The following is a 15,375-nucleotide window of genomic DNA, read 5'->3' on the forward strand; positions in this document are numbered from 1 at the left end:
GGGCCCCCGGGCCCCCCTGGGGGGGGGGGGGCCCCCGCCCCGCCCCGGGCCGGCGGGGGGGGCCCCCCCCCCCGCGCCCGGACCGCTGTTCGGGATGTTCCGGTGGTCCGGGAGGTCAGGACGCGCCGGGGCCGCGGCGGAGCTCCCAGAGGAGCAGTTCCGCCGAGGAGTTGACCGCCCACTCCACACCCGCGATGTCATCGCGCGAGGCGACGTACTGCTTGCCCTGCCAGAGCGGCAGCACCGGCACGTCGTCGGCGACGATGTCCTGGATCTGGCTGAAGGTCTTCGTCGCGGCGCTGCGGTCGGCCTCACGGCGCGACTGCGGAATCAGCTCACCGCGCAGTCTGGCGTTGTTGTAGGGCGTGTTGAGGAAGTTGTCCTTGTCCAGGAAGGGCGCGACATAGCTGTCCGGGTCCGGGAAGTCGGGGAACCATCCCATGCCGTAGACCGAGTAGTCACCCTTGATCTGGTTCGGACGGAAGCTCTTCCACTCCTCGCCCTTGATGGAGACGTCGAACAGCTTGCTGCTGTTGAGCTGGTCCTTGAGGGTCTCGAACTCCTTCGCCGTCGCCTCGCCGTAGTGATCGGTGGTGTAGTTCAGCGAAAGCTTCACGGGGGTTTGGATCCCGGCGTTCTCCAGCAGGGCGGCGGCCTTGGGGAGGTTGCGGTCGCCGTACTTGTTGAAGAACGAGTTGGTGTGCGTGGCGATGCTCGACGGGATGAGCGAGTACAGCGGCTCGGCCACCCCGCCGTACACCTTGGTGACCAGGTCGCCGCGGTCGATGGTGTACGCCATGGCCTGGCGGACGGCCTTCTCCTTGACCGTGGGGGCGTCGGTGTCGAAGCCGAGGTAACGGATCTCCAGACCCGGCATCTCGGTGAGCTGGATGCCTTCCTTGGGATTCTCGACCATCGTCTTGACCTGCTCGGGCGTCATGGCGCGGGTCATCACGTCGATGTCGCCGTCGTCGAGCGCCTTGCCCATGTCGTCCGCGTCCTTGAAGGGCTGCAGCTCGACCTTGTTGTTCTGGATGTTCAGATCGCCCGTGTAGTCGGCGTTCTTGGTGAAGGTCGCCTTGGTGACGGTGTCACCCTTGACCTCCGCCTTGAAGGTGTACGGGCCGGAGCCGGACACGTCGAAGCCCTTGCGGAGCTTCGTCGGCTCGTAGTCCTTCTTGCTGACGATGCCGGCCGGCGGCGTGGAAAGCTTGTACGGGAAGGTCGCGTCGGGCGTCTTGAGATGGAAGACGATCTCGCGGGCGCCGTCGCTCTCCATCGTGTCGATGTTGGTCAGCAGACCGGCCACACCGCTGGGGTCGTTGATCTTCAGGACTCGCTCAAGGGAGTACTTCACATCGTCGGCCGTGATGGGGTCGCCGCCGGCGAACTTCAGCCCCTCGCGCAGCGTGCAGCGGTAGCTCTCGTTCGCCCGGTCCGTGAACGCGCACTTGGAGGCGGCGTCCGGGGTCGGCTTGCCGCCACCGCGCGGGACGTGCATCAGCGTCTGGATGGTCTGGCGGAGGACGTTCCAGGAACCGGTGTCGTACGCGGCGGCCGGGTCCAGCGGGGCGATGGCCTCGTCCGTCGCGATGTACTGGTCCGTGGTGCCCACGACAATGGCCTCGCCGCCGGAGCCACCGTCCGAGCCACCGCAACCGGCGAGCACGGGCGCAAGCAGGCCGATCACGGCCGACAGCGCCAAAGTCTTGCGGTTCATCCTGGACGTACTCCCTCATCCGGCACTGAGATACAGCGGTGCAAATGGGAGACTCCGCCGCGCCCACCCGTTCGGGGCAGATGCGATCGGGCCGGGATACAGGGCGATCGGTCCTGTGTGCGTGGCGACTTGGTGAGTCGTCGGGACACGTCGTTGAAGCGGCGAAGTGCTCGCGACGAGATTAGTCGGAGGCTCCGGGAATGCCGGACCGGGCCCGATCTGAAACGTAATCACACAGTGATCGGAAATAGCGGCGCGTGGATATCCGGGCCGCGGAATGATTCACACACCGGTCTATAAACCGGGACACAAGGGCACAGGGAACCCCACCTCGGAGCGGTTTGGATCAGCCCCGCTCTCCCCTGTCGACGCGCAGGCGCGTGATAAAGGTCACTTCCACGGTGTTTGAGAGCGCCCAGGATTGCGGTCGGTGAAGGTCACGGAAAATATCCGCGCCAATGCCGAGAGTTTCCGTTCGGCATTCCGTCGCGACGCTGAGTACGCGGTTCAGTGTCCGTGTGTCATCAAACGGTGGAGGAATACCAGATCGACCTCTTCGAGCGAGCCGACGATCGTCCGGCCGGCCGCCGGGGCGATCGGCGCGACGGAGGGTACGGCGACCACCCGGCAGCCGGCGGCCTCGGCGGCGGCCACACCGGTGGCCGTGTCCTCGATGACGGCGCAGCGCGCCGGATCGGCGCCCAGGCCCCGCGCGGCGAGCAGATACGGGTCGGGGTGCGGCTTGGTACGGGGCACCTCGTCGCCCGCCACGGTGAGCGTGAAGTTCTCGGGGCCGAGGGAGGCCAGCACCCGGTCGATGATGCGCCGGTGCGAGGCGGAGACCAGGGCGGTGGGCACCTCGTGGGCGGCCAGTTCGGTGAGCAGCCGGTTCGCGCCGGGCATCAGGGGCAGGTCGCGCCCGATCCGGTCCTCGAAGGTGTCGTTGAGCAGTACGGTCAGCTCGGCGAGGGTGATGGCGGCGCCGGTGGCCTCGATGAGGAAGCTCGCGCTGCGGGTCATGGGCCCGCCGACCACCACTTCGCGCCAGGTCTCGTCGAGGACGTGCCCGAGGGCCTTGAAGACCTCCACCTCGGCCTCCCACCAGAATCCCTCGGTGTCGACCAGGGTGCCGTCCATGTCGAGAAGGACGGCCTGGAGGGCGGAGCCATCGGCCATTCGGGTCAGGGACGCGGGGACCGTACTGGTCATCCGGCACACCTCCATGAGGGACGAGAAGGCCGGTCACCTTGCCCGCGGGGTTGCCCCTCCGGGACAGGCGACCGGCCTGCACTGGACCGATAAGTGTACGACTCCTCCGCCGCTCGCGCCGGTCGGCCCCGCGGAGGGGAACCGAGGGCCCGGCGCGGGCGCGGCGGCGGCGGTCTCAGGGACCGCTGTGGGGGCCGGACCTCAGCGAGCGTTGAAGTACTTCGCCTCGGGGTGGTGGATCACGATGGCGTCGGTGGACTGCTCGGGGTGGAGCTGGAACTCCTCCGAGAGCTGGACGCCGATCCGCTCCGGCTCCAGCAGCTCCGCGATCTTCGCCCGGTCCTCCAGATCGGGGCAGGCGCCATAGCCGAGCGAGAAGCGGGCGCCCCGGTACTTCAGGGCGAACATGTCCTCGACCTCGGACGGGTCCTCGCCGGCGAAGCCCAGCTCGGAGCGGACCCGGGCGTGCCAGTACTCGGCGAGCGCCTCGGCGAGCTGGACGGAGAGCCCGTGCAGCTCCAGATAGTCGCGGTAGGAGTTGGCCTCGAACAGCTCCGCGGTCGCCTCACCGATCTTCGAGCCGACGGTGACGACCTGGAGGCCGACCACATCCGTCTCGCCGGACTCCTCCGGGCGGAAGAAGTCCGCCAGGCAGAGGCGGCGGCCACGGCGCTGGCGCGGGAAGGTGAAGCGGGTGCGCTCGGAACCGTCGTCGTTCAGCAGGATCAGGTCGTCGCCCTTGGACACGCAGGGGAAGTAGCCGTAGACGACGGCGGCTTCCAGCATGTTCTGGGTGTGCAGCTGCTCCAGCCAGCCACGCAGCCGGGGCCGGCCCTCGCTCTCCACCAGCTCCTCGTAGCTGGGGCCGCCCTTGCGGGCCTCCTTCAGCCCCCACTGGCCCTTGAAGAGCGCGCCCTCGTCCAGCCAGGACGCGTACTCCTTGAGCTGGATGCCCTTGACCACGCGGGTGCCCCAGAACGGCGGCGTCGGGACGGGGTTGTCGACGGCGACGTCCGAGCGTGCCGCGCCCTCCTCCGGCCGCTCCTCGGCCTCCGTCCGGGGCCTGGCCTTGACCCGGCGCTGCTTCAGCTCGGGCAGGACGGCGCCGGGGACGCCGCGCTTGACGGAGATCAGGGCGTCCATCAGCCGCAGTCCCTCGAACGCGTCGCGCGCGTAGCGGACTTCGCCCTCGTAGATCTCGTGCAGATCCTGCTCGACATAGGCCCGGGTCAGCGCCGCGCCACCGAGGATCACCGGGTAATCGGCGGCCATCTGCCGCTGATTGAGCTCTTCCAGGTTCTCCTTCATGATCACGGTCGACTTCACCAGCAGACCGGACATGCCGATGACATCCGCCCGGTGCTCCTCGGCGGCCTCCAGGATCGCGGAGACGGGCTGCTTGATGCCCAGGTTGACGACGTTGTAGCCGTTGTTGGAGAGGATGATGTCGACGAGGTTCTTGCCGATGTCATGGACGTCGCCCCGGACGGTGGCGAGCACGATGGTGCCCTTGCCCTCGTCATCGGTTTTCTCCATGTGCGGCTCCAGGTAGGCCACCGCGGACTTCATGACCTCGGCGGACTGGAGCACGAACGGCAGCTGCATCTGGCCGGAGCCGAACAGCTCGCCGACCACCTTCATGCCTTCGAGCAGCGTGTTGTTGACGATGTCGAGGGCCGGGGTGTCCTGAAGGGCCTCGTCGAGGTCGGCCTCCAGGCCGTTCTTCTCGCCGTCGATGATGCGGCGCTGGAGGCGCTCGTCCAGCGGCAGGGCGAGGAGTTCCTCGGCACGGCCCGCCTTCATCGACTTCATGTTGACGCCCTCGAAGAGCGCCATCAGCTTCTGGAGGGGGTCGTAGCCCTCGGCCCGCCGGTCGTAGACGAGGTCCAGGGCGGCCTTGACCTGCTCTTCCTCCAGCCGGGCGATGGGCAGGATCTTGGAGGCGTGCACGATCGCCGAGTCGAGTCCGGCCTTGACGCACTCGTCGAGGAAGACCGAGTTCAGGACGATACGGGCGGCCGGGTTGAGGCCGAAGGAGATGTTGGACAGGCCGAGGGTGGTCTGTACGTCCGGGTGGCGCTTCTTGAGCTCGCGGATCGCCCCGATGGTGGCGATGCCGTCGCCCCGGGACTCCTCCTGGCCGGTGCAGATGGTGAAGGTCAGAACGTCGATCAGGATGTCGGACTCGTTCACCCCCCAGTTGCCGGTGAGGTCGGCGATGAGGCGTTCGGCGATGGCGACCTTGTTCTCGACGGTGCGGGCCTGGCCCTCCTCGTCGATGGTGAGCGCGATCAGGGCGGCACCGTGCTCGACGGCGAGTTCGGTGACCTTGGTGAAGCGGGACTCGGGCCCGTCGCCGTCCTCGTAGTTGACCGAGTTGATGACGGCGCGTCCGCCGAGCATCTCCAGACCGGCCCGCAGCACGGGCAGCTCGGTGGAGTCCAGGACGATGGGGAGGGTGGAGGCGGTGGCGAACCGGCCGGCCAGCTCCTTCATGTCGGCGACGCCGTCGCGGCCCACGTAGTCGACACAGAGGTCGAGCATGTGCGCGCCCTCGCGGATCTGGTCGCGGGCCATCTCCACACAGTCGTCCCAGCGGCCCTCCAGCATGGCCTCGCGGAACTTCTTCGACCCGTTGGCGTTCGTCCGCTCGCCGATGGCCAGGTACGAGGTGTCCTGGCGGAACGGCACGGTCTGGTAGAGCGAGGCGGCGCCGGGCTCGGGACGCGGCTCGCGGACGGCGGGGGTGAGCTCGCGGGCCCGCTCGACCACCTGCCGCAGATGCTCGGGCGTCGTACCGCAGCAGCCGCCGATCAGGGACAGCCCGTAGTCGTTGACGAACGCTTCCTGGGCCTCCGCCAGGCCCTCCGGGTCGAGGGGGAAGTGGGCGCCGTCCTTGGTCAGTACGGGCAGGCCGGCGTTCGGCATGCACATCAGCGGCGTACGCGAGTGGCGGGCCAGGTAGCGCAGGTGCTCGCTCATCTCGGCCGGGCCGGTGGAGCAGTTGAGGCCGATGAGGTCGATGCCGAGCGGTTCCAGGGCGGTGAGCGCGGCGCCGATCTCGGAGCCGAGCAGCATGACGCCCGTCGTCTCGAAGGCGAGCGAACAGATCAGCGGCACGTTCACGCCAAGCGCGTCCATCGCGCGGCGGGCACCGATGAGGCTCGATTTGGTCTGGAGGAGGTCCTGCGTGGTCTCCACGATCAGGGCGTCGGCGCCCCCGGCGAGCAGGCCCTCGGCGTTCCGCTGGTAGCCGTCGCGCAGGACGTCGTACGCGATGTGGCCGAGCGAGGGCAGCTTGGTGCCGGGGCCCACCGAGCCGAGCACCCAGCGCTGGCGGCCGTCCTCGGCGGTGAACTCGTCGGCGACCTCACGGGCGATGCGGGCGCCGGCCTCGGACAGTTCCACGATCCGGTGGGCGATGTCGTACTCGTTCGCCGCCGAGTGGTTGGCGCCGAAGGTGTTCGTCTCCACGCAGTCCACGCCGACCGCGAAGTACTCCTTGTGCACGTTGCGGACGATGTCCGGGCGCGTGATGTTGAGGACCTCGTTGCAGCCTTCGAGGTCCTGGAAGTCCTCAAGGGTGGGGTCCTGCGCCTGGAGCATCGTGCCCATCGCGCCGTCGGCGACCACCACACGGGTGGCGAGCGCCTCACGAAGGGCTTCGATACGGGTCCGGCTGTCGGTGGAGGGGCTCGGCGACGAGGCCATGAAAATACTCCCGGGGCTGCGACGGCTGTCGGCTTTGCGCCACCTGTCGGGGGGCGCACCCGGCCAGCGTAGCCGGGTGCGCCGCGTTCCGGTGCGGCATCCCAGCGGGCGGACGGCATCCTTTCCACGGGAAGATCCGGGGCGCGCGGTCTTGACAGATCCTCTCGATGGAGAGAGAAGGTCGGCATCGACCGATAGTGTTCAGCATTGTCGAACGTAGTGGAGGTCCGGGTCCGATGGCGAAGAACATCCAGTCGCTGGAGCGGGCGGCGGCGATGCTGCGGCTGCTCGCGGGCGGCGAGCGCCGGCTCGGCCTGTCCGAGATCGCCTCCGCGGTCGGGCTGGCCAAGGGCACCGCGCACGGCATCCTGCGCACCCTCCAGGCCGAGGGCTTCGTCGAACAGGACGCCGCCTCGGGCCGCTACCAGCTGGGGGCCGAGCTGCTGCGCCTCGGCAACAGCTATCTGGACGTGCACGAGCTGCGCTCGCGCGCCCTGGTCTGGACGGACGATCTGGCCAGGTCCAGCGGTGAGAGCGTTCATCTGGGGGTCGTGCACCAGCAGGGCGTCCTGATCGTCCACCATGTCTTCCGCCCGGACGACAGCCGGCAGGTGCTTGAGGTGGGCGCCATGCAGCCGCTGCACTCCACCGCGCTGGGGAAGGTGCTCTCGGCCTACGACCCGGTGGCGCACACCGAGGCGGTGGAGGGCGACCGCAAGGACTTCACACCGCGGACGATCACCGGTCTGGCGGAGTTCGAATCGGTGCTCGATCTGGTCAGGGCGCGCGGCTGGGCCGCGGACATCGAGGAGACCTGGGAGGGCGTGGCGGCGGTGGCCGCCCCCATTCACGACCGGCGGCGGATGCCGGTGGGCGCCATCGCCATCACCGGCGCGGTCGAGCGGCTCTGCCCGGCCGGCGAACTCCGCTCCGAGCTGGTCGCGGCGGTCCGTGAATGCGCCCGCGCGGTGTCCAGGGACATCGGCGCCGGGCGGTTTTGAACCGTATGCCGGATCATCGGTACTGATCGAGGTTTCGGCCACTGAACCCTTGACGACGCTGCACCACAGGACAAAACTGCCGTTCAACGGTCGGCATTGTCGAACACTTACCGGCAATACAAGTTAGTGTGTGACAACGCCAAGGGCCGGTAGCCCTCGCCCGAGGGCGCGGACCACTGGTGTGAGCCGGCGGTTTGTCTTTCCCTGGACGAAGGAGTCTCGGGTGTCCAACTTCGACATCTTCATAGGTGAGGTCACGGGCACCGCCCTGCTGATCCTCCTCGGTGGCGGCGTGGTCGCAGGCGTCGTTCTCAAGCGTTCCAAGGCTCTCAACGCGGGCTGGGTCGCCATCAGCTTCGGCTGGGGCTTCGCCGTCATGGTCGGCGCGTATCTGTCCGCCCCCATCTCCGGCGCCCTGCTCAACCCCGCGGTCACGATCGGTCTCGCGATCGAGGGCGGCATCAAGTGGGGCGATGTCCCGCTCTATGTCGGCTCCCAGATGCTGGGCGCGATGATCGGCGCCTTCCTGGTGTGGGTGGCCTACATGGGCCAGTTCAAGGCTCATCTGACCGACCCGGAGATCCTCGCGGCGCAGCCCGCGGTCGAAGGGCTCGTGGACCAGAAGACGGCGCCCGACGCGGGTCCCGTGCTCGGCGTCTTCTCCACCGGACCCGAGGTGCGGAACCCACTGCAGAACGTACTGACGGAGATCATCGCCACCTTCGTCCTGGTCATCGCGATCCTCACACAGGGCCTGAACAACGCGGGCAACGGCCTCGGCACGCTCGGTGTGCTGATCACCTCGTTCGTCGTGGTGGGCATCGGTCTCTCGCTGGGCGGCCCCACCGGTTACGCCATCAACCCGGCCCGGGACCTCGGCCCCCGTATCGTGCACGCGCTCCTGCCGCTGCCGAACAAGGGCGGCTCCGACTGGACGTACGCCTGGATCCCGGTGGTCGCGCCCCTGATCGGCGGCGCGCTGGCGGGCGGTTACTACAACTGGGTCCTCGTGTAAGCCCCCTTCACCCCCGCATCGAACAGGAGCAGACACCGTGAGCGACACCACCACCACCGGAACCTCCTCCCACGGGACGGGGCCGTTCATCGCGGCCATCGACCAGGGCACCACCTCCAGCCGCTGCATCGTCTTCGACCGGGACGGCCGTATCGTCGCGGTCGACCAGAAGGAGCACGAGCAGATCTTTCCCCGGCCCGGCTGGGTGGAACACAACGCCGCGGAGATCTGGACGAACGTCCAGGAAGTCGTGGCCGGTGCCATCGAGAAGGCGGGCATCACCTCCGCCGATGTGAAGGCGATCGGCATCACCAACCAGCGCGAGACCACCCTGCTCTGGGACAAGAACACCGGCGAGCCCGTCCACAACGCCATCGTCTGGCAGGACACCCGCACCGACGCGCTCTGCCGCGAACTCGGCCGCAATGTCGGCCAGGACCGCTTCCGCCGCGAGACGGGCCTGCCGCTGGCGAGCTACTTCGCGGGGCCGAAGGCCCGCTGGCTGCTCGACAATGTCGAGGGGCTGCGCGAGCGCGCCGAGCGCGGCGACATCCTCTTCGGCACCATGGATTCCTGGGTCATCTGGAATCTGACCGGCGGCACCGACGGCGGGGTGCATGTCACGGACGTCACCAACGCCTCCCGCACGATGCTGATGAACCTGCACACCATGGCGTGGGACCCGAAGATCCTGGACTCCATGGAGGTCCCGGCCGCGATCCTGCCGGAGATCCGCTCCTCCGCCGAGGTGTACGGGAACGCCAAGGGCGGTGCGCTGGACGGCATTCCGGTCGCCTCGGCGCTCGGTGACCAGCAGGCGGCGCTGTTCGGCCAGACCTGTTTCGCCGAGGGCGAGGCCAAGTCGACGTACGGCACCGGCACGTTCATGCTGATGAACACCGCGCACAAGCCGGTCAACTCGTACAACGGCCTGCTGACGACGGTCGGTTACCGGATCGGTGACGAACCGGCGGTGTACGCGCTGGAGGGCTCGATCGCCATCACCGGCGCGCTCGTGCAGTGGATGCGCGACCAGATGGGCCTGATCAACTCCGCGGCCGAGATCGAGACCCTGGCGTCCTCGGTCGAGGACAACGGCGGCGCGTACTTCGTCCCCGCCTTCTCGGGGCTCTTCGCACCGCACTGGCGCGCCGACGCCCGGGGCGTGATCGCCGGTCTGACCCGTTACGTGACCAAGGCGCACATCGCCCGCGCGGTCCTGGAGGCCACGGCCTGGCAGACCCGTGAGATCAGTGACGCGATGACGAAGGACTCCGGTGTCGAACTGACCGCGCTCAAGGTCGACGGCGGAATGACCTCCAACAATCTGCTGATGCAGACGCTCGCCGACGTCCTCGACGCGCCCGTGGTGCGCCCGATGGTCGCCGAGACGACCTGCCTCGGCGCCGCCTACGCCGCGGGACTCGCCGTGGGCTTCTGGCCGAACACCGACGTGCTGCGCGCCAACTGGCGCCGGGCGGCGGAGTGGACGCCCCGGATGGACGCGGACACCCGCGCCCGTGAGTACAAGAACTGGCTCAAGGCCGTCGACCGCACCATGGGCTGGCTCGACGACGACAGCTGACCGGCCGTCGGCCGACCAGGTCCCACCAGGTCCGGACAGGGCCTGGGCCCGGTCAGGCCGGTGAGCCGGTGAGATCCGAAGAGGAGTGAAGAATGAGCACCCTGCAGCGCGTTCCCGCACTGGGGACGCACCCGGCCGGCGGTTCCCTGCCGACCCGCGCCGAGACCCGGGATCAACTGTCCAACGCGACGTACGACCTCCTGGTGATCGGCGGCGGCATTCTGGGCATCTCCACCGCCTGGCACGCCTCCCAGTCGGGACTGCGGGTGGCCCTGGTGGACGGCGGCGACTTCGCCGGCGCCACCTCCTCCGCCTCCTCGAAGCTCCTCCACGGCGGGCTGCGCTATCTGCAGACCGGCGCGGTGAAGCTGGTGGCGGAGAACCACTTCGAGCGCCGTGCGGTGTCCCGGCAGGTGGCACCGCATCTGGCCAATCCGCTCACCTTCTATCTGCCGGTCTACAAGGGCGGGCCGCACGGCGCGGCGAAGCTCGGCGCGGGCGTCTTCGCCTATTCGGCGCTCTCCGCGTTCGGGGACGGTGTCGGCCATGTGATCAGCCCGGCCAAGGCGCGGCGGGCGGTGCCCGAGCTGCGTACGGACCAGCTGAAGGCCGTGGCCGTCTACGGCGACGACCAGATGAACGACGCGCGGATGGCGCTGATGACGGTCCGCGCCGCCGTCGACTCGGGCGCCACCGTCCTCAACCACGCCGAGGTCACCGGATTGCGCTTCACTCAGGGGCGGGTGACCGGCGCCGAGCTCAGGGACCGGATGGACGGTACGGAGTTCGGCGTCGACGCCCGGCTCGTACTCAACGCCACCGGTCCCTGGGTCGACCATCTGCGGAAGATGGAGAACCCGGACGCGGCGCCCTCCATCCGGCTCTCCAAGGGCGCGCATCTGGTGCTCAGGCGCACCGCCCCGTGGAAGGCCGCGCTCGCGACCCCGATAGACAAGTACCGCATCACCTTCGCCCTCCCCTGGGAGGACATGCTGCTGCTCGGCACGACGGACGAGGAGTACGAGGGCGAGCCCGGGGAGGTGGCGGTCAACGAGAAGGACATCCACCAGATCCTGGACGAGGCGGCGTTCTCGGTCCGTGACCAGCAGCTGACCCGCGATCTGATCACCTATTCCTTCGCGGGACTGCGAGTGCTGCCCGGCGGTCCCGGCGACACCTCCAAGGCCAAGCGCGAGACCGTGGTGACCGAGGGCCGCGGCGGCATGCTGTCGGTCGCCGGCGGCAAGTGGACGACCTTCCGCCATATCGGCCGTACGGTGCTTGCCAAGCTGGAGTCCCTGCCGGGCCATCCGCTCGGCCAGGGCATGGAGCCGGTGTCCCGGCTGCCCAAGAAGCTGCCGCTGCCCGGGATCGCCAGCCCGAACGCGGTCGCCCACCGGCTGCTGATCGACGGCGGCGGTACGGGCCCGTCGATGGCGGTGGACACCGCCCGCCATCTCGCCACCCACTACGGCTCGCTGGCCTTCGACATCGTCCGGCTGGCGAACGAGCACCCGGCGCTGGGCGAGCGGATCCATCCGGACGCCCCGGAGATCTGGGCGCAGGTCGTCTACGCCCGGGACCACGAGTGGGCCGAGACGGTGGACGACGTACTGCGCCGCCGTACGACCCTGACGATCCGCGGTCTGGACACGGAGGACATCCGCCACCGGGTCGGGACGCTGCTCCGCGAGCGGAGCTGAGAAGCGGGGCTACGGGCACATGCGTACGAGCCGAGGGGCGCTCCCTGCCGGGAGTGCCCCTCCTCGGCGTCCCAGGACGCATAATGGGGGCCGATACATCGGATGTATGGAGGTCGCCCCATGGCTGTCACCGACGAGGCCATCGAGAAGATCAAGGGAATGATCGTCTCCGGCGCGCTGCGCCCGGGCGACCGGCTCCCCAAGGAGAGCGAACTCGCCGCCGAGCTGGGGCTGTCCCGCAACTCGCTGCGCGAGGCGGTGCGCGCCCTGTCGCTGATCCGCATCCTCGACGTACGGCAGGGTGACGGCACATACGTCACCAGCCTCGATCCGCAGCTGCTGCTGGAGGCGCTCAGCTTTGTCGTGGACTTCCACCGGGACGACACGGTGCTGGAGTTCCTGGCCGTACGGCGCATCCTGGAGCCGGCCGCCACCGCGCTGGCGAGCACGCGGATAACCGAGGCCGAACTGGACGCGTTGAGCGACCAGTTGGACGCGCTGGGAGAGCGGCCCTCGGTGGAGCAGCTGGTCGCCGCCGATCTGGAGTTCCACCGGGGAATCGTGCAGTCGTCGGGCAATTCGGTGCTCTGCTCGCTCCTGGACGGGCTCTCCGGGCCCACCACCCGGGCCAGGATCTGGCGCGGACTGACCCAGGAGGACGCGGTCAGCCGTACGCTCCACGAGCACCGGGCGATCCTGGCGGCGCTCAGGGACCGGGACGCCGAAGCGGCCCGGTCCTGGGCGACCGTCCATATCGCCAGCGTGGAGATGTGGCTGAGATCCACCCTCTGAGGACCGGCCTCCGGGGCGTTCGCGCCCCGGAGGGTCAGTCGCCGCGAGATTCAGTCGCCCCGGAGGGTCAGTCCTGCTTCTCGCCGCTCGCGAAGCGCGAGATGACCAGCGCGACGATGATGATCGCGCCGTTCAGGAACTGGTTCCAGAGCGCGGGCACACCCCCGAGCGTCATCACATTGACCACCAGCTGAAGGGTCAGCACGCCCGTCAGCGCCCCGAAGAGCGTGCCGCGCCCGCCCTTCAGGCTGATGCCTCCGATCACCGCGGCGGCGAAGACCTGGAAGATCCAGCCATTGCCCTGGGTGGCCGCGACCGAGCCGTAGTGGCCGGTGTAGAGGATGCCCGCGAAGGCCGCGAGCAGCCCGCCGACGGCCAGCACGATCCAGGTGATCCGGTCCACCCGGATCCCGGCGGCACGGGCCGCCTCCGGGTTGCCGCCGATGGCGTACAGCGAACGGCCGTGCCGCAGCCAGGCCAGCGCCGCGCCGCCGATCGCGAACAGCGCCAGACAGATCCAGACGGCGGCGGGGGCGCCCAGCCAGTCGGTCTTGCCCAAGTACCGGAAGGACTCAGGGACATCGGTGATCGACTTGCCCTCGGTGATACCGATATGGAGGCCGCGCAGCATGGTGAGCATGCCCAGGGTGGCGATGAAGCCGTTGACGCGCAGCTTCAGCATCAGGAAGCCGTTGACCACGCCGATGGCCATGCCGACCAGCAGACAGGCGGGGATGGCCAGCCAGACCGGCAGCAGGTCGAGCCCGGCGAACCGGCCGCCCTCGGAGGGCAGTACCAGCCACATGGCGATGACCGGCGCGATCCCGATCGTCGACTCCAGCGACAGATCCATCCGGCCGCAGATCAGGATCAGCGCCTGGCCGAGCACCAGCAGACTCAGCTCGGAGGACTGCTGGACGACGCTGATCAGATTGCTGGAGGTGAGGAAGACCGGCGAGACGATGAAGCCGATCACCATCAGCACCAGGATCACCGGCACCAGGGAGAAGTCGCTCCACCGGATGAGCCGGAGCCGGTTCAGCGGGCTCGCGCCGTCGGCCTCCTCGGCCACCGGCGGACGCATCGTCTCGGTCATTCCCGCTCCCCCACACCTTCCATGGCGGCGACCAGTTCCCGGTCGGTCCACCCACTTCCGAACGAAGCCACCACGCGCCCGTGGAACAGGGCGAGTACCCGGTCGCAGACCCGCAGATCGTCCAGCTCGTCCGAGACGATCACGGCGGCGCTGCCCTCGTCCGCCACCCGGCGCACCACGCCGAGCAGCGAGTCCTTCGATTTGACGTCGACGCCCGCGGTGGGCCGCAGGGCGATCAGCGCGCTGGGTCCGCGCGCCAGGGCGCGGGCGACGACGACCTTCTGCTGATTGCCGCCGGACAGCCCCGAGACCGGCTGCTCGGGACCCTGGGTCTTGATGTCCAGCGACTCGATCATGCCCCGGGCGAACTCCCTGGTCCTGGAGGGCAGTACGGTCCCCCACGGGCCGAGCTGGTCGGTGACCGTGAGCGTGGCGTTCTCGGCGACGCTGCGGTCCAGGACGAGCCCCTGGCGGTGCCGGTCCTCGGGGATGTAGCCGATACCCGCGTCCAGCGCGTGCGGCACGCTGCCCGGCTTCACCGTACGGCCGCGTACGGAGATCCGTCCCGAGGTCGCCGTGCGCATCCCGGCGAGCGTCTCGCCGAGCGCGGTGTTGCCGCTGGCCGCGGCTCCGGCCAGGCCGAGCACCTCACCGGGCCGCACGGCGAGATCCAGTGGCTCGAACTCACCGTCCAGCGCCAGCGCTTCGGCCTTCAGTACGGGCTCGGCCGCCGCGTCCGGCGGGTCCGCCGCGTGCGCGGCGTGCCAGGCGGTGACCGTCCCCGCGGACTCGCCGGTCATCGCCGTGACCAGCTCCGCCTTGGACAGCTCGGCGACCGGGGCCGTCAGCACATGGCGGGCGTCCCGGTAGACCGTGACGGTGGTGCACAGTTCGTACACCTCCTGGAGATGGTGGGAGATGAAGAGGAACGCCACGCCCTGGCCGCGCAGTTCGCGCAGCTTGTCGAAGAGCCGCTGGATACCGCGCGCGTCGAGCTGCGCCGTGGGCTCGTCCAGGATGATGAGCCGGGCGCCGAAGGACAGCGCCCGCGCGATCTCGACGAACTGCCGCTGCTCGACGGGGAGATCCTTGGCACGGGCGTCGGGGTCGACGTCCACCCCGTACCCGGCCAGCAGGTCGCGCGCCTGCCGGCGCAGCCCCCGCCAGCTGATCAGGCGGCGCGCGCCGGATCCGGTGCCCCTGACTCCGTAGTCGTTGAGGAACAGGTTCTCGGCGACGGTCAGATCGGGTACGACCATCGACTTCTGGTAGACGCAGGCGACCTTGGACTGCCAGGCGGTGGTGTCCCCGAAGGCGGGCGCGGGCTCGCCGCCGAAGGTCACCTCTCCCGCGTCCGGCCGGTGCAGCCCGGTGAGCACGCTGACCAGGGTGGACTTGCCCGCGCCATTGCGGCCGACGAGCGCGTGGGACTCGCCCGGCCGTACGGTGAGCCGGACACCGTCGAGCGCCACGGTGGGACCGAAGCGCTTGACGATGCCTTCCGCGTGGACCGCGGCGGGGGCCCGCTGCTGCTGTTCCATGG

10 protein-coding genes are annotated in these 15,375 nt (G+C 69.2%); 5 read left to right on the forward strand and 5 right to left on the reverse strand.

Annotated features, from left to right (window positions below; all coding sequences use genetic code 11):
• Positions 1-115: 115 nt before the first annotated feature.
• From ACFRKB_RS13885 to metH, 3 genes are all read right to left on the reverse strand, one after another.
• Positions 116-1,720, reverse strand: a complete 1,605-nt coding sequence (locus tag ACFRKB_RS13885; protein ID WP_383105878.1) for an ABC transporter substrate-binding protein — start codon at positions 1,718-1,720, stop codon at positions 116-118.
• 507 nt (positions 1,721-2,227) lie between these two features.
• Positions 2,228-2,929: an HAD family hydrolase gene (locus ACFRKB_RS13890; RefSeq protein ID WP_383105880.1), complete on the reverse strand. Its 702-nt coding sequence runs from the start codon at positions 2,927-2,929 to the stop codon at positions 2,228-2,230.
• 201 nt (positions 2,930-3,130) lie between these two features.
• The gene (gene metH, locus ACFRKB_RS13895; RefSeq protein WP_383105881.1) at positions 3,131-6,640 is read right to left on the reverse strand and encodes a methionine synthase; all 3,510 of its coding nucleotides are present in this window, start codon (positions 6,638-6,640) and stop codon (positions 3,131-3,133) included.
• Positions 6,641-6,876: 236 nt separating this feature from the next.
• Between metH and ACFRKB_RS13900 the strand changes: the two genes are divergently transcribed.
• The 5 genes from ACFRKB_RS13900 (at position 6,877) to ACFRKB_RS13920 (ending at position 12,736) form a co-directional block, all read left to right on the forward strand.
• Complete coding sequence (locus ACFRKB_RS13900) at positions 6,877-7,641, forward strand: IclR family transcriptional regulator (RefSeq protein WP_365975228.1); 765 nt, start codon at positions 6,877-6,879, stop codon at positions 7,639-7,641.
• Between the two features lie 223 nt (positions 7,642-7,864).
• Positions 7,865-8,656 (forward strand): MIP/aquaporin family protein, encoded by a 792-nt coding sequence (locus ACFRKB_RS13905; protein ID WP_383105883.1) that lies wholly within the window; start codon positions 7,865-7,867, stop codon positions 8,654-8,656.
• A 37-nt stretch (positions 8,657-8,693) separates the two neighbouring features.
• Positions 8,694-10,241: a glycerol kinase GlpK gene (glpK, locus tag ACFRKB_RS13910; RefSeq protein ID WP_383105885.1), complete on the forward strand. Its 1,548-nt coding sequence runs from the start codon at positions 8,694-8,696 to the stop codon at positions 10,239-10,241.
• A gap of 92 nt (positions 10,242-10,333) precedes the next feature.
• Positions 10,334-11,944: a glycerol-3-phosphate dehydrogenase/oxidase gene (locus ACFRKB_RS13915; RefSeq protein WP_383105887.1), complete on the forward strand. Its 1,611-nt coding sequence runs from the start codon at positions 10,334-10,336 to the stop codon at positions 11,942-11,944.
• A gap of 120 nt (positions 11,945-12,064) precedes the next feature.
• Positions 12,065-12,736, forward strand: a complete 672-nt coding sequence (locus ACFRKB_RS13920; protein WP_365975233.1) for a FadR/GntR family transcriptional regulator — start codon at positions 12,065-12,067, stop codon at positions 12,734-12,736.
• A 67-nt stretch (positions 12,737-12,803) separates the two neighbouring features.
• Here the strand turns inward: ACFRKB_RS13920 and ACFRKB_RS13925 are convergent, their stop codons facing one another.
• Both ACFRKB_RS13925 and ACFRKB_RS13930 read right to left on the reverse strand, forming a co-directional pair.
• Positions 12,804-13,832, reverse strand: a complete 1,029-nt coding sequence (locus ACFRKB_RS13925) for an ABC transporter permease (RefSeq protein ID WP_383105888.1) — start codon at positions 13,830-13,832, stop codon at positions 12,804-12,806.
• Entirely contained in the window at positions 13,829-15,373 is a 1,545-nt protein-coding gene (locus ACFRKB_RS13930; protein ID WP_383105889.1) for a sugar ABC transporter ATP-binding protein, read from the reverse strand. The genes ACFRKB_RS13925 and ACFRKB_RS13930 overlap by 4 nt, the downstream gene beginning before the upstream one ends.
• Between the last annotated feature and the right edge of the window lie 2 nt (positions 15,374-15,375).

The organism is Streptomyces scopuliridis (assembly GCF_042790125.1).
In the GTDB taxonomy this organism is placed as follows: domain Bacteria; phylum Actinomycetota; class Actinomycetes; order Streptomycetales; family Streptomycetaceae; genus Streptomyces; species Streptomyces scopuliridis_A.